6 protein-coding genes are annotated in these 16,547 nt (G+C 63.6%); 3 read left to right on the top strand and 3 right to left on the bottom strand.

The window, feature by feature from the left end; translation table 11 throughout:
- Positions 1-11: 11 nt before the first annotated feature.
- Positions 12-422 carry a hypothetical protein gene (locus ABS769_RS19075; RefSeq protein WP_317061537.1) on the bottom strand — a complete coding sequence of 137 codons (411 nt, stop codon included), beginning with the start codon at positions 420-422 and terminating at the stop codon, positions 12-14.
- Between the two features lie 11 nt (positions 423-433).
- The gene (locus ABS769_RS19070; protein WP_317061536.1) at positions 434-646 is read right to left on the bottom strand and encodes a hypothetical protein; all 213 of its coding nucleotides are present in this window, start codon (positions 644-646) and stop codon (positions 434-436) included.
- A gap of 328 nt (positions 647-974) precedes the next feature.
- Between ABS769_RS19070 and ABS769_RS19065 the strand changes: the two genes are divergently transcribed.
- Together ABS769_RS19065 and ABS769_RS19060 are read left to right on the top strand one after the other, a co-directional pair.
- Positions 975-1,649, top strand: a complete 675-nt coding sequence (locus tag ABS769_RS19065; RefSeq protein ID WP_317061535.1) for a hypothetical protein — start codon at positions 975-977, stop codon at positions 1,647-1,649.
- Between the two features lie 787 nt (positions 1,650-2,436).
- The gene (locus ABS769_RS19060) at positions 2,437-5,211 is read left to right on the top strand and encodes a S8 family serine peptidase (protein WP_317061534.1); all 2,775 of its coding nucleotides are present in this window, start codon (positions 2,437-2,439) and stop codon (positions 5,209-5,211) included.
- 220 nt (positions 5,212-5,431) lie between these two features.
- Here ABS769_RS19060 and ABS769_RS19055 read toward each other — a convergent pair whose 3' ends face one another.
- Positions 5,432-15,628: an autotransporter-associated beta strand repeat-containing protein gene (locus ABS769_RS19055; protein WP_350498245.1), complete on the bottom strand. Its 10,197-nt coding sequence runs from the start codon at positions 15,626-15,628 to the stop codon at positions 5,432-5,434.
- A 762-nt stretch (positions 15,629-16,390) separates the two neighbouring features.
- On the opposite strand from ABS769_RS19055, the gene ABS769_RS19050 reads away from it, so the two are divergent.
- Positions 16,391-16,547 (top strand): transposase (locus tag ABS769_RS19050; protein WP_233368074.1); only part of this gene is annotated, 157 nt, incomplete at its 3' end.

Here is a 16,547-nt window from a genome sequence, read left to right as displayed (position 1 = left end):
GAAACAGCCGGTCACACGTTCATCGCGTCTGTCGATGATTGGTCGACACAGATCGTCATGTCGCAGGTGCGCGCGGCGATCACTGCATTGAGCCGGTCGCCCGGTGGATCGCTCTCTCCTTCCAGCAGCGAGACGCCTGGAGGTCGAGCATGGCCCGAGACCAGCACCCCGTTCCACTTGCAAACCTCGATGCCTGGATTGCCGTCAAGCCAGTGCAATTGCCCGACGGCTCGCGATGTCCGAAGTGATGGACCACAGCATCGCCGCCAACGCTGGGTCGACAGCGATACGCTCACCAACGAACGCAGTGGGCTTTGATTGCCTGCGCGGCGTGCGATCTCAACGGCAGTGGCCAGGCCCATGCCGGTGGCGCCACCGAAGAACACGAAGTTTGACTGCTGGATCTTGCGCTCGATGGCCATTGCAGCGCCGCCTACTGCGTCGCTGCGATGGCCTGCGCAAGCTCATCCTCGCTGTGCCCACCGATCAGAACCAATCGCTCGTCGAAGATGACGTGTGGAACCGACTGCACTCCAGCTACGAACGCGCGCGCCGCCTCCAGTCGATCAGGAAACATCGAAGGTCTGACAATACGTAGCGCGCAGTCGTATCGATCGACGACGTGCAGGCCGGTGTCTATCTGCACCGTAGGTCTCGCGCCTGCAGGCGCGCCCACCCGGTCGCGACAGGGCAATCGCGCCATTGCGGCGCTCTACCGACTGCGTTCGTCACCGCCTTGCAGGCATCATGCGCCACGTTTTTTCGTCCCCCACCCCAGAGGCCTGCTCCTTGGACAGTCATAGTCGATTGCGTCGCGGCACCTGCGCCGACGGATCCTGACCCAAGGTCGGCTCCGTCCGCACAGGACGGGGCTTATCGCGTGCGCTTGCGCCCACGCATTGCCTCGCATTACCCCAACCATCCTGCTAGACCCCAAAGCGCGGTCTTTGGCACTCCGACCCAGGAGATTGCCGATGTCCCTGAAGCTGTTCCCTGCCCTGCTGCTGGCCGCTGCGTCCGTGCTTGCGTTCCGTGCGCAGGCCGCCGCCAGCCTGACCACCGACGATGCCGCACTGACCCCTGAAGGACGCTGCCAGGTGGAAACCTGGCTACGTGGCTCCCGCTCGGGGCGCGAACTGACCGCCGTGCCTGCCTGCACCTGGGCCGGCAACGAAGTCAGCCTGGGGCTGTCGACATTCAGCGACCAATCCCTGGCCGGTATCGCCGCACTGGGCGTGAAGCGGCTGTTTCGCGATCTGGACCAGCAGCGCTGGGGCGTGGGTGCCTCGCTGGGGGCGAACTGGGATCTGCGCCGGCAGCGGCTGGATGGGCTGATCCTCAATGTACCGGTGAGCATTGCGCTGGATGCGGACCGGCGCAGCTTGCTGCATCTGAACGTGGGCACGAACACGCCCCGCGGCGCGGCGATGGCGCTGACGGCAAGTGTGGGCGTGGAGCACACGTTCGGCCCCGCCTGGACGGTGCTGGCCGAGGCGTTTGGCGACGACCGTGGCGGTTTTGGCAAGCAGGCTGGACTGCGGCGCCTGTTTGGCGAGCGTGCAAGCATTGATCTACTGGCCGGATATCAGCATGGCGCAGACAACACGCCGTGGGTCACGCTGGGCTTCAACCTTTTATTGCCCGATTGATCGCTGGACTAAAAAAGCGCCTATTCGCTCCCAGCGATGGCGTTTTTCCTGCCTGAAGAGACTCGGTTTCTATCGAGTAACCACCCGAATCACCCTAGTTGCCCATACAGAAATCTAGGCTGATTGGCATGCTAAAACCATTGAATTTTGCACAATCGATTCCATTGATTGTGGCCGCTTAGTATAAATTAAGATGGATATACTAATTTAAACATTGACCGGCGATAAAGATCCCGCTGCTTTTATATCGCGGGAAAAACCATTTGCCGCTCATACGGCAGAGTCCGTTAGATTCGCTAACTTACGGTCGAATCCGCTACAGCATGTGAGGGATTCACCGACAGCTTGAGGTATATCCCTGATTCACTGCGATAGCAATCGCACTTAGGATTGCCGCCCCTTGAGAAATGTGATGTTTTACGGTCGCGTTCGCTCCGACTTTTCCCTGTACTAGAGCTCGCTAGCGGCGTTCTAATCCTTTCTGGCTATGGATTAATTCGCAAACGTCTATCGACTCGGTTTTTCTCTGAATTGCAACTGACCATTCAGGTTTTAGAGTTTCTGGATAGCGCCGTTAAACAATCTCGCAAGCACACGATTGGATGCATCAGTGCATTCCCCGTGTTCTAAGCGGCGCTTATCCGAAGGGACGGATCAGCGACGAATAAAGTGAATAACCCGTGAAATTAAACGCCTCCGTCGGCACGACCGCTGACGTGGGAAACCTTTGCGCCAAATTCAGATATTCAGCAGTAGCGGCGCGCCAAATGACCGGATTAAACAAACTATGAATCGCTCGCTACTCGCAACGACCATCGCATCCTGCCTCGTCCTGACCGCCTGTGGCGGCGGTGGCGGTGGCGGCAACGTCCGCAGTGACCCGCCGCAGACCACGGTTGTGGCCCCGACGCCGTCCACGCCCGCACCGGCGACTCCGACGACACCGGCTCCGACGCCGATGCCGACTGCCCCCCCCCCCGCAGCCGACCCGCTGCCCAAGACTGCTCCGGCACCGGCCCGTTACCAGGGTCTGCGCAGCAACCTGCTAGTGCCGACCAATGCGGATCTGGCACAGCAGGCCGGTGCCCGCGGCCAGGGCGTGAAGTTGGCTGTGCTGGACGACAACCTGGTGCCGAGCTACGCGCCGATCAACGGCAAGGTCGACAGCTTCAATGACTACACCGCCAGCCCCGGCACGCCGGAGTCGTCTGCGAACGCGTTGCGCGGCCACGGCACGGTCATCTCGGCGCTGGTGCTGGGGTCGGCGCAGGACGGCTTTGCCGGTGGTATCGCGCCGGATGCAGACCTGTTCTATGCGCGCATCTGTGCTGAAAATTCCTGCGGTACCCAGCAGACCCGCCGCGCCGCGGTGGATCTGGCGGCTGCCGGCGTGCGGATTGCCAATCTTTCGATCGGCGCCTCGTATGCAGATGCTGCCAGCAGCGCGAACGCTGCGCTGGCCTGGAGGTTCGCCCTGGCTCCGCTGGTGCAGGCCGATGCGCTGATCGTGGCATCGACCGGTAACGAAGGCGCGTCCGAAGCATCCTACCCGGCGGCAACGCCGGTGCAGGAAGCCAGCCTGCGCAACAACTGGCTGGCAGTGGGCGCGATCAACATCGACGCCGCCGGCAATGCCGCTGGCCTGACCAGCTATTCCAACCACTGCGGCGCCGCTGCGCAGTGGTGCCTGGTGGCGCCGGGCAGCTACTTCGCACCGGCCCTGGCCGGCACCGAGTTGCAGGGCCAGATCGCCGGCACCTCGTTCTCCACCGCTGCCGTCACCGGCGTGGCGGCGCAGGTGCTGGGCGTGTATCCGTGGATGAGCGCCTCCAACCTGCAGCAGACCTTGTTGACCACTGCCACCGATCTGGGCGACCCGGGCGTGGATGCGTTGTACGGCTATGGCCTGGTCAATTCGGCTAAGGCGATCAAGGGCCCGGCGCAGTTCGTCAACAACTGGTCCGCGAACGTGACCTCCGGCTACGACAGCACCTTCAGCAACGACATTTCCGGCGCGGGCAACCTGACCAAGAACGGCGCCGGCAAGCTCACGCTCAGCGGCAACAACACCTACACCGGCGGCACCAGCATCAGCGACGGCGTGCTCGCACTGTCCGGCAGCCTGCGCTCGGATGTGATCGTGCTCAACTCGGCCACGTTCGAATCGCACGGCGGTGTGATCAACGGTAACTACAGCCTGGTCAACAACACCGGCACCACCGCACTCGAACTGGGCAAGGGCTTGACCGTCACCGGCCAGGCCAGCCTGAAGGGCAATCTGCTGCTGCTGCCGGAAGCGGCTGGCTACACCGTCGGCAGCAGCGAAAAGATCGTCCAGGCGGGCAACCTGCAGGGCACCTTCGATCGCGTGCAGTACGCCAACAATTTCTTCTGGACCGCCTCACTCGCCTACGACCCCACCACCGTCACCGCCACGCTGACCCGCAATGCCTCCGCCGCCAGCGCGCAGGCGGCCGGTGCGCCGCAATCGGTGGTCAACGGTGCCGCGCAGGCCGATACGCTGGTCAAGGTGCTGGATACGCGTGTGGCTTCGGGCGATACCGACAATCTGGGTGGTTTGATCAGCGCCACCGGCTCGCTGCTGGCGGCGACCGATGCGCAGGTTGCTGCATCGCTGCCGACCCTGGCTGGCCAGGTACACGGCATCGAGCGCACGCTGGGCTTCCAGTCCGCGCTCAACGATGCGCGCGTCGCGGCCGATCGCCTGCCCTACCTGGCCGACACCACCACGCTGACCACCTGGATGCAGGGCAGCTATCTGGACGGCAATCTGGGCGGCAACGGTTTCGACTCGGCCGATTACACCCAGCAGTCCACCACCTTCGGTGTGGATCTGCCGGTGGGCAGCACTGGCACGGTGGTGGGTGCGGCGGTGAGCTCGGGTCAGGACCGTGCAAACATCGATGCCTCGGCCAGCCGTCTGCGCTCGGACCGTTATGCGATGACGGCGTATCTGTATCAGCCGATCGGCCAGGCCTACCTCTCGGGCATCGGTTCGTATGGCATGAGCAATGTAGAAACCGAACGCAGCGTGCAAGCGGGCAGCATTGGCGAGCGTCTGCAGGATCGTCGCCATGACACCAACTGGTCGCTGCGCGCCGAACTCGGCCTGCTGCCGCACGCGGGTTTGTCGCCGTTCGTTGCCATCGGTGTGGTCAGCCAGAAGCAGGATGCCTTCAGCGAAGCATCGGCCACCGGCCTGGGCTTGAGTGCCAATAGCGACACGCTGCGCGCGGGCTACGGCGAAGTGGGCGTGCGTGGCCATCTGGCGCGCGGCAAGTGGGGCTTCGATGGTCTGGTTGCTTACCGCTCGCTGTTCGGCAACCCGAACTCCGACTTCACCGCATGGTTCACCGATTTGCCGGAAGCGCGCTTCAACGTCGCCGGCGAGCCGGTGTCCAAGCAATCGCTACGTGCCTCGGTCGGTGTGCGTTACCAGTTGAACGATGCGTTCTCGATCTACGGCAACGTGGGTGCCGAGCGTGGTCGGTCGGATGCCAACAGCATCAACGCCAATGTCGGCCTGCGCTGGCAGTTCTAAGCGCCGTCTGCAGACCGGCAGTGTGGCCGCAAGGCTGCGTGGCCGGTGTGCGGAGTCGGCATGCACGACGCCCACGCTGCGGTTGCTGACGCGGCCGACCAGCGATTGCGGGTGCGCTGCAACTGCAAGTGCAAGTGCAAGCATGACGCTGTATGTGCGTGCCTTGGTATCGGCCAAAAAAAAGCCCCGGCAGTGCCGGGGCTTTTTGGTCTGCAGTGAATCAGAAGTTCCAGCCCCAGGTGACCTGGCCGCCGTACGCGGTCTGGCCATCGCCGTTGAGTCCTTGCAACGACAACGACAGGCGACTGGCAGGCGAGGTAATCAGGCTCACGCCCAACTCGCCGACCACCGCATTCTTCGCCAGGGTGACGCTCTGCACCGAGAACTGCGAGCCGGTGCCGATGAAACCGGCCGAACGTTCCACAGCGCGGTCGCCGAACGCGTGCCGCCAACCCACCGACGCATACAACCCGGCCGCCTGGCCCAGCTGCCAACGCCCACGCACACCCACTGTGCTGGTGGTGTACTCGTCCTTGGCGCTGTCCACCGACAGCCCGGCAATACCGCCGCGCTCGTTGAAACCATCGGTCTTCAGATGCGTGTAGTCGGCCGCGATGAAGGGGCTGTACACCGCGTTGCCGGTGCGCAGATTCCAGGCCGCTTCCAGCGACACGGTGATGGCCTTGGCGTCGTAATTACTGCTCAGCCGCTCTTCGAGCACGCCGGGCAGCATCACCCGACGCGTGCTGTCCACGCTGTAATCGGCATAGTCGACCGAGGCTTGCAGCGCAAACGCGGACCAATCGGCCTGGCCGTAGATGCCGGCATGGGTGCCATCGATATCGGAGCGATCGAAGGATTCGCGCGAGCGGGTTTCGATGTCCTGATTACCGACCGCGATCCCAACCACACTGCGCTCGCCGATGCGCCGTTCTGCACCGGCCATGATGCCGTTGTCCTCGCGTCGCACCGATGCGGTGTTGGCGTCTCCATCGACACGATTGGGCAGGCTGCGGCCGGTGATCCATACCGTGGTGTCGCCCACGCGCGCGTCCTGGCTATCGCCACGCAGATGGTTGCCGACGCCACTCAGCAGGAAGCGGCTATCCAGCAACGCAGTGGCCGTGCTGGCATGGCTTTCGCCAGACAGCGAGGCAAACGCGGTGCTGATCGCCTGCGGATCGTCGGGCAGGCGCACCACTGCCTGGTAGACCGGGTTGGTGGTCGGCAAGCCATCCACGGCAGCTGCAGCAGCCTGCTGGTTTGGCACGGTGACCGCATCGACCATCCCCACAGCGTTGCGCCCAAACGAGACCGACAACGCCGTGGCGCTGGTGCTCACATTCGGCTCGACGAAGGCGTAATCGGAGACGACGTTGCTGAACTGCCCGGTGAGCCCACCAGCCGCATTGATCACCGGAATCTCGGTAAACAACGGCAGATCCGTCGCACGCACCAACTGCAGCGTGCTGCCCGGTGCCAGCGTGGCCGCACCGCCTACGCTGATGGGTGTGACCGCACCGCCTGCGCCAGGCGTGACCTGCAAGGTGGAGCCATTCCCGAGCGTGGCATTGCCGCCGACACTGATCGTGCCGGTGGTGCCGCCGATCACCACGGTGCCGCCCGAGGTCAGGCCACCGATGCTGCCGCTGCCGGTGAGCGTGCCGCCCGGACCCACCGTCACCGGCCCACCCAACGCAGCGCCCGGGTTGGCCGGATTGCCCACGCTCAAGGTGCCTGCGGCGACCGTGGTCGGCCCGGTGAAGCCACCGCTGTTTGCAGTGACCAGCAAGGTACCCACACCATCCTTGAGCAGGCTGCCAGTGCCCGACAACGTCCCTGCGTAGGTGCCATTGCTAGTCTGCTGGAACACCAGCGCGCTGTTATTGGCGATGTTGCCCTGCAGGCTGTCGGTATCGCCGATCAGCGTGCCGGCAGCGATGGTGGTACCACCGAGGTAGGCGTTGACACCATCCAGCGTGAGTGCACCGGCCCCGGTCTTGATCAACGCACCGCTACCGGTGATGTTGCCGGCAAACGTGTCATCACTGGCCTGGTCGAACACCAGTACCGCATTGTCGAGCATGTTGCCTTGCAGACTAGCGGTGTTGCCGATCAGGCTACCGGCAGCGATCGTGGTGCCACCACTGTAGGTGTTGGGAGCGACAAGCGTCAGCGCACCAGCGCCCTGCTTGATCACACTACCGGTGCCGCTGACTGCACCGGCAAACACGCCATCGCTGGCCTGATCGAACACCAGCGTGCCGTTGTCCACCACGTTGCCCTGCAGGCTGGTGGTGTTGCCGATCAACGTGCCGGCACTGACCACTGTGCCGCCGGTGTAGCTGTTGGGACCGATCAACTGCAACACACCAGTACCGGCCTTTTCCAGCGAACCAGTGCCGCTGACCGTGCCTGCATACACGCCGCCGGTGGCCTGATTGAAGACCAGGGCCGCGTTGTTGGCGATGTCGCCCTGCAGGCTGGTGGTGTCGCCGATCAACGTGCCTGCAACGATCGTGGTGCCACCGGTGTAACCATTCGCACCGTTGAGCAACAGAGCGCCGGCGCCATCCTTGATCACAGTGCCAGTGCCGGTGATCGAGCCGGTGAACACACCATCGCCCACCTGGTTGAACGCCAGGGTCGCGTTGTCGACGATCGCACCTTGCAAACTTGCGCTATCGCCGACCAGCGTGCCGGCGTTGAGCGTGGTGCCACCGGTGTAGCTGTTGCTGCCATCCAGCGTCAGCGTGCCGGTGTTGGTCTTGATCAATGCACCACTGCCGTTGATGTCGCCGGCCAGGGTCAGATCCGCCGGATTATCGACAGTGAGCGCAGCCCCCAGCGTGACCGCGTTGCCGAGTGTTGCGGCAACTGCATTGCTCAGCACCGCATCGCCGACCACCGACAAACCGCCGCTACCCAGCGCGGTATTGCTGCCGACGGCCAGGGTGCCGTCGCTGAGCACGGTGCCGCCGGCATAGCTGTTGTTGCCGCTGAGCGTCAGCGTGGTCGCACCGTTCTTGATCAAGCCACCGGCACCGCCAATCGCACCGGTCAGGGTAAGATCGTTGCTGCCCGCCAGCGTGAGTGCACCGCTCAGATCCAGCGCATTGGCGACCGTCAGTGCCTGATCGGTATCCAGCGTGGTGCCCGCTGCAGCAGTCAGCGTACCGGTACCCAATGCCTGTGCATCGCCCAACACCAGCGTGCCGCCACCGAGTGCGGTGCCGCCGGTGTAGGTGTTGGCGGCACCCAGGATCAGCGTGCCGGTATCGAGTTTCTGCAGCGTGCCGGCGCCACCGATGCTCACATCGATGGTGCCGGTGGCGCCCGGATCGACGCGCACGATGGTGGTAGCCGCATTGGCGCTCAGCGCACCGGCGCCGGCATCGCTCAGCACATAGCCGTCGCTGGCGAACTGGATCCCGGTGATGCCCTGCGTACCCTGCACGCCCACGTTACCTGCCGGGCCGGCGAAGACGGCGAAGCTGTTTTGCCAGTCACTGTTGAGCAAGCCATCGGCCGTGGTCCAGTTGGTCGGACCGGCTGCCCACACGCCTGCACCGCCATCGATGCTGCCGTTGGCCAGCGTCTGCGCACCATCCCAGAACTGCACGTTGGTGCCGGGTGCGGAGACCACCACGTTGACCTGCTGCGACAACCCGGTTTGCAGCGTCAACTGGGTGAGATCGATGGTGCCCGGAATGGTGCCGAAGCCCAGCCCGTTATTGGTCAGCGCGCCGGTGTAATCGATCAGGCGATACACGCCATTTCCAAAACCACCGATGTCGGTGATGTTGAGTGTGCCGTCCAGGGTGAGATCGCCGTTGACCGCCAACACACCCGTGGTGCTGGGCGTACCGAGGAACGCATCGATGCTGGCATTGGGCGCCAGGTTCAACGTGCCCGTGGTCAACACCGCACCGCTGGTCACCACCAGACGGCCGCCATCGTTGACGGTGACCGGTGCAGCGACCTCGCCGCTACCGCTCAACGTGCCGCCCGTTGCGACGGTCACACCGCCAGTGCTGGCCAGAACGCCATCCACATCCAGCGTGCCTGCGGTGATCTGGGTGGCGCCGCCGAGCGTGCTGGTGCCGGTGAGCTGCACCGTGCCTGCGCCCACCTTCTCCAGATTGCCGGCATCGCTCAGGCTACCTGCAAAGGTGCTGCTGACATCGTTGACGCCCAGCTGCAGCGTATTGCCGCCAAGGATCGCGACATTGCCCTGCCCGGTCACCGCGCCCAGCGCCGTATTGCTGCCCAGCGAGAGCCCGGCACCTGCAGCGACATCCACTGCGCTGGCGTTGCCCAATGCGCCAGGTGCCGCAGTTGCCAGCACGCCGGCTTGCACCGCCACCGGGCCGGTGAAGCTGTTGGGGCCGGACAAGGTCAGTGTGCCCAACCCGTTCTTGGTCAACGCACCGGCACCGCTGATGGCACCGGTCAGTGCCAGATCGTCCGCACTGGCAATGGTCAGATCGGCACCGAGATTGACCGCATTGCCCAAGGCCAGCGCAATCGCATTGCTCAAGGTGGAATTGCCCAGCACAGACAGGCTGCCGGCACCCAACGCGCTGTTGCTGCCAACCGCCAACGTGCCTGCGTTCAACACGCTGCCGCCGACATAGCTGTTGGCGCCATCCAGCGTCAGCGTGGACGCACCGTTCTTGATCAGACTTCCCGCACCGCTGATTGCACCGGACAAGGTCAGATCGTTACTGCCCACCAGATTGAGCGCACCGCCGAGAACTACCGCATTGCCCACTGCCAATGCTTGATTGCTATCGAGGTTGGTGCCGGCTGCCGCAGTCAACGTGCCGGTGCCGAGTGCCTGCGCATCACCGAGCACCAGGGTGCCGCCGCTGAGTGCCGTACCGCCGGTGTAGCTGTTGGCCGCGTCGAGCACCAGCGTGCCGGTGTCGAGTTTCTCCACGCCACCAACGCCGGAAATTGCGACATCGATCGTGGCAGTTGCACCCGGGTCCACACGCACTGCGGTCAACGGGGCGACCACGTCCAGCGCACCGGCGCCGGCATCGGTCAACTGATACCCATCGGTGACGAACTGCAGGCCACCGATGCTCTGCGTGCCCTGCACGCCCACCGCACCTGCGGTACCGGCAAACACCGCAAAATCGCCCTGCCAGGTGCTGTTGGCGGTGCCGTCCTGGCTGGTCCAGTTGGTGGCCGCGCCCCAGGTGCCGGCGCCGCCATCGACCGTGCCATTCGCCGTGGTCTGCACGCCGTCCCAGAACTGCACGATGCTGCCCGGCGCGGTGACCACCAGATTGAGCTGCTGGCCGATGGCGGTCTGCAAGGCGAGCTGGCTCAGATCCACGCTGCCGGGAATCACGCCGAAGGCCAACCCGTTATTGGTGAGCAAGCCGGTGTAGTCGATCAAGCGATACACGCCGGTGCCGAAACCGCCGATATCGGTGATGTTGAGCGTACCGTCCAGGGTGAGATCGCCATTGACTGCGAGCAGCCGCGTGTTGCTCGGCGCTGCCAGTGCGACATCGAGAAACGCGCCCGATGCCAGCGACAAACCACCCACGCTGAGCGAGGAGCCACTGGTCAACGCAAGCCGGCCGCCATCGCCGATGGTCACGCCACTGGCCACGCTGCCGTTGGGACCGGTGCCCGTCAGCGTGCCGCCGAGCGCAACGTTCAACGCGCTGGTGCCGAGACTGCCGATCACATCCAGCGTACCGCCACTGACCTGGGTGGCACCACCGATCGCACTGGTGCCGAGCAAGCGCACCGTGCCCACGCCGACCTTGTCCAGATTGCCGCCACCGCCCAGGCTGCCGGCAAAATCGCCGCCGCCCAATTGCAGCGTGCCGCCCGCATCGGTGTCGACATTGCCAGCGCCGCTGAGCGCCGTGATCAAACCACCGTTGGTCAGGTTCAACACTGCGCCCGCCGCGACATCGACGTTGCTGGCATTACCCAACGCCGCGCCGGTGCTGGCCACCAGCGTGCCGGCCTGAATCGCCAACGGGCCGGTGTAGGTATTGTTGCCAGTCAAGGTCAAGGTACCGATGCCGGTCTTGATCAAGTCGCCGGCACCGCTGATGTTGCCGCTGGCCAGCATGTCTGCGCCGTTGTCCACGGTGAGCGCTGCGCCAAGCGCGATGTCGTTGCCCAAAGCCACCGCAATTGCATTGCTCAACGCCGCGTTGCCGACGACCGACAGACTGCCGGTACCTAGTGCATCGTTTGCACCGACCGCAATGGTGCCCGCAGCCAATGTGGTGCCGCCTGCGTACGTGTTGCCTGCATTGAGCGACAACGTGGTGGCGCCATTCTTGATCAGGCTACCGGTGCCGTTGATGGCACCGTTCAACGTCAGATCGTTGCTGCCGATCAGGGTGAGCTGATCATTCAACTGCACCGTGTTGCCCAGCGTCAGCGCTGCATTGGTATCCAGTTCCGCAGAACCGCCGACCAGCAGACCACCCACTCCCAACGCAGTGTCGTTACCCAGCACCACACGCCCTGCATCCAGCGCAACGCCCCCGCTGAAGGTGTTGGCGTTGTTCAAGGTCAGCGTGGCCGCGCCTTGTTTATCCAGACTGCCGATGCCGCTGATCACGCCATTGAGAGTGGTGTCCTGCGTGCCGGGCAGCGTCAACGCGCCGTTCAATGCGAGCGCATTGCCCAGTGTCACTGCGGTGGTGGCATCCAGCGTGGTGCCAGCCGCCGCAGTCAGCGTGCCTAGTCCGAGTGCGGTATCGCTGCCGACCAGCAACGCGCCGCCCTGCAATTGCAGGCCGCCCACCCAGGTATTGTTGCCAGTGAGGGTGAGCGTCTGGGGGCCGTTCTTGACCAAGCTGCCGGCGCCATCGATCACGCCATCGAGCGTGAGGTCCTGGCCATCGATGCCGAGTTGACCGGCAACGTTGAGCGCGTTCTGCAACGTTACTGCAGTGCTGGCAGTGAGTTGCGTCCCATCGGCAGCAGTGAGTGCGCCGGTGCCCAGTGCAGTGTTGCTGCCAACCACCAAGGTGCCCGTGTCCAGCACGGTGCCACCGGTGTAGAGGTTGTTGCCGGTGAGCGTGAGCGCACCAGCACCCTGCTTGATCAGGCTACCTGCGCCACTGACGATACCGGTCACGCCAAGATCGTTGTTGCCGGTAAGCGACAGCGCGCCGTTCAAGGCGACATCGTTGCCGATCGTGGTTGCGGTGGTGGCTTGCAGTTGCGTGCCATCGGCTGCCGTCAGCACGCCGCTGCCCAGTGCAGTGGCGTTGCCGATCAGCAACGCGCCTGCATTGAGATCCACGCCGCCGGCAAAGGTGTTTGGTCCACCCAGGGTGAGTGTGGCGCCGCCGTCCTTGATCACCCCACCCACGCCGCTGACAACGCCGTTGAGCGCAAGATCCTGGCTGCCGCCGAGTTGCAGATCCGCTTCCAGTGCCACGTTGTTATCGACAATGCGTGCTGCGGTGCTGTCGAGCAGACCGCCGCCGATGGTCAAGATGCCTGTGCCCAACGCCGTATCGCTGCCCAGTACCAGACTGCCTGCAGACAAGCGCGTACCACCGGCATAGGTGTTGTTGCCGGCCAATGTCAGACTGGCCGGACCGAGCTTGTCGAGACTGCCGGCGCCGGTGATCGCACCATTGAGCGTCAGCGCATTGCTGCCACCCACATTGACCAGGCCAGCCAGTGCAATCGCATTGGCGAGCGTGCTCACTGCCGCCGTATCCAACGTGGTACCGGCGGCTGCATTGAGTGCGCCAACACCCAGTGCAGTGTCGCTGCCGACGATGAGCCGGCCCGTGTTGAGCGCAGTGCCGCCGGTGTACAGACTGTTGCCGCTCAATGTCAGGTCGCCACTGCCGGATTTGATCAGGCTGCCCACACCGCTGATATCGCCGCTCAGGGTCAGTGCCTGCGTGCCATCGAGGCTGAGCGCGCCGGTGGTCAGCGCAACATCGTTGGCCACTGTGGTAGGTACCGTGCCCTGCAGACTGGCATTACCGGTGACGGTCAATGCACCGCTGCCGAGTGATCCGTCATTGGTCACCTGCAGGACGCCGGCATTGAGCAGCGTGCCGCCGGCATAGGTATTGAGCCCACCGAGCGTGAGTGTGCCGGTGCCGAGTTTGTTCAACGTACCGCTGCCGCCAATCGTGCCCGTCAAGTTCAAGGCGGTGCCGTTGCTGCCCACGCCCATGGTGTCGGTCAACGTAATGGCGTTGCCTAGCGTTGCCGCTGTAGCCGCATCGAGCACGCCGCCACTGGCGGTCAGCGTGCCGGTGCCCAGCGCCGCGTTGGAGCCGACCACCAGCCGCCCGGTGCTCAGCGTGGTACCGCCGGTATAGGCATTACTGTTGGTCAGCGTGAGGTCGCCCGCACCGCTCTTGATCAAACTGCCGCCGCCAGTGATGGCACCGCTGAGGGTCAGCGCCTGCGCGCCGGTCCAGTTCAACGGACCGGCGAGGTTGATGCCGTTGGCCACCGTCAACGCAGCGCCGGTGCTCAGGTTGGCCGGGCCGGTGACATTCAATGCGCCCGTTCCCAATGCGGACGCCGTGCCGAGCTGCAACGCGCCCGACGCCAACGTGGTGCCGCCGGTATACGTATTGGTGCCGTTGAGCGCGAGCGTGCCGGTGCCGGTCTTGTTGATGCCACCGGCACCGGCAAGCGTGCCGCTCAAGGTCAGCGCGTTGCTGCTGGCACCCAGGCCCAGGGTGTTGGTCAGCGCAAATGCATTGTTCAGTGTCAGCGGAGCAGTGGTATCCAGTAGTCCGCCCGCTGCGGTCACCGTGCCGGTGCCGAGCGCACCGGAGTTTTCCAGCAGCACGGTGCCGGCACCCAGCGAGGTACCACCGGCGTAGGTATTGGTGCCGCCAAGGGTCAGCGTGCCGGTGCCGACCTTGGTCAGCGCGCCTGTTCCACTGACAACACCGCCGAGCCGCACGTTATTGGCACCGCCGATGCTGACGTTATTGCCGAGTACGAACGCATTCGGCAAATTGACTGCAGCACTTGAAAGCACGCTGCCGCCGGTTGCGTTGACGGTGCCACTTCCCAGCGCGCCGTTGTTGCCGACGGTCAGCGCGCCACCGAGCAGGTTCACGCCGCCGCTGAAGGTATTGGCACCGGTCAAGCCGAGCCCACCGGTACCGGTTTTGGTCAATGCGCCGGTGCCGGTGACGGGGCTGGCAACCGTCAGGTCGTTGGTGCCTTGCAGGGTCAAGCCGCCTGCAGCCAGCGCGATGCCGCCGGTGGGATTCAGCGTCAACCCTGCGGCAGCGGCCTCCAGTGCACCGCCATTGGCAGCGATGCTGGTGCCGAGTTGGGCAGGGTTTGCGAACTGCAGCACGCCGCCATTGAGCGCGCTGCTGCCGAAATTGCTGCCGCCACCGACCGACCAGGTTCCGCTGTTGACGCGCAGGCTGCCGAAATTGATGTACTGCGCCGTGCTGAGCGATCCGACGCCGGTGCTGCCGCTGCCAGTGCCGGTAGCCGAGTTCTGCAGGATCAGCGTATTGGTGCCGCCTGCACCGCCATCGACAACACCGGTCTGCGCAAAGCTCAGCAAGCCACCGGGTCCCAGCAATTCGAGCGCCAGTCCGCCAGCTGCGTTGACGCTGCCGCTGGTGACCGCAGTGAAGCTGTTGGTGCTGCCAGCACCCATCGACACACTGCCGTTGATGGTGCCGGAGTTGACGAAGGTATTGCCGGTGGCCGAACTCTGAAAGCCCACGCGTCCGTTGATGGTGCCGGTATTGACGGCGTTGACCGTGCCGCCACCGCTGACCGCGATGACCGGTGTGTCCGAGCCCAGGACCGACAAACCCAGCAACGCACGGCTATCGATCAGGCCAGCGTTGTTGATCTGCACCACACCATTGCTGGCCGAGGTGATGCCCAGCGCCATGCCGTCGAGATTGAGCAGGTTGGCACCGAGCAAACCGCCGGTACCGTAAATCGTGCCGGTAGCAAGATTGTTGGCGATCACCGATGTGGAGGTGGCATTGCCCATGGTGACGCCGGTGCTTAGTACCGACAGCAAGCCAAGCACCGACGGATCGACCGTGCCGCCGTTGTTGAGCGTGGCGTTGGTGCCGCTGAGCGCGATGGCGGTGCCGCCGAGCAACCCGGCGGTCATCTGCGAGCCGGCCGCGACGTTGACGGTCAGGTTGTTTGCACTGCTGGCAAAGCTATTGCTGGTAATCGGCAATCCCGAGCAGGTAACGGTTGCGCCCGCTGCAGGCGACGCAGGTGTGCATGCTCCCCAGGCCAGACCGGGTGCAGCGGCCCCCACCGCAAGCACAACCAGGCTCGACAGACAGCGGCGGGTTGCCCCGGACTTGCGCCGCCGACGCACCAACTCATGCGTGACGACCCAATTGCCAATAGCTGCGTTCCAGACCAGCGCAAATGCACGATTCATTTTATTGCCCCCTGATTGCCGTGCCAAGACCGACGCGTGCCCATGCACGCGCCTTCAAAGACGCGAGTTGATTAATGGTTGAGTCGGTTTAAAGCAGCGCTCGCTACTCCATCCCGGATAGTTCAAACGCGACGGCGATTAATACCAATCCCAATAACGAACCTGATGCGATTAATAGGCGAAGCCGCACAACTGAAACTGTGCTGAATATCACTAACCATAAACTCATCCGTTACACACATACAAACTGTCGACTGGTTTGCTCCGGCTCGCTGACGGAAACTGCGTGGCTCATCCGGAACAGCGCACGTTCCTTGCTCCGTCGGCCTCAACTTCAAAACGGGAATTTCTCCACGTTCTGCGCGGAATCCGATTGGATGAGCCTGGATATTCGAAGCGGACTGATGCAGTGGTTTGGCGCGTATAGCGAGCCGAACAGTAAATTTATCGTTTATCGCCAGATGCTGCACTGCAAGGTTCTGCTTATATCGCACCAGTGATCGGATTTTTTGTCATGCAATCGTTTGTGCGATTAATACCACTGCATTACGGACGGCACAGGTCGCTGGAATGGAGTATTTGTATGCCCCAGATAACTGCCAAATGATGATGCCGAGCTCGCTGCCGTGTTACCGTTTTTTCCAGGCATCACGTTGGATATCCGATGAGGCGTGGATTCCAGTTCTTCGTCACCTACCGATGACTCCGGTTTGTTACTAGGGCCTGTTAACACTAATGGCCCGAGCGATTAAACTATCGTGCATGGAGATCACGCCAGCACAATTTTCTCTAATCGAACACTGCCTGCCGGCGCAGCGCGGCAATGTCAGCATGACCAACCTGCAAGTGGTCAACGCCATCCTTTACGTTGCCGAGCATGGCTGCAAATGGCGCGGCCTACCCAAGCGCTTTGGCAACT

The organism is Xanthomonas hortorum, from assembly GCF_040279205.1.
Lineage (GTDB): Bacteria > Pseudomonadota > Gammaproteobacteria > Xanthomonadales > Xanthomonadaceae > Xanthomonas > Xanthomonas hortorum_F.
This window is presented reverse-complemented; position numbering and strand designations above follow the sequence as displayed.

What these genes read in the sequence shown, in the direction of transcription:
- ABS769_RS19075 (WP_317061537.1), bottom strand. Translation starts at nt 422, where the DNA reads ATGGCCATCGAGCGCAAGATCCAGCAGTCAAACTTCGTGTTCTTCGGT.
- ABS769_RS19065 (WP_317061535.1), top strand. Translation starts at nt 975, where the DNA reads ATGTCCCTGAAGCTGTTCCCTGCCCTGCTGCTGGCCGCTGCGTCCGTG.
- ABS769_RS19060 (WP_317061534.1), top strand. Translation starts at nt 2,437, where the DNA reads ATGAATCGCTCGCTACTCGCAACGACCATCGCATCCTGCCTCGTCCTG.
- ABS769_RS19055 (WP_350498245.1), bottom strand. Translation starts at nt 15,628, where the DNA reads ATGAATCGTGCATTTGCGCTGGTCTGGAACGCAGCTATTGGCAATTGG.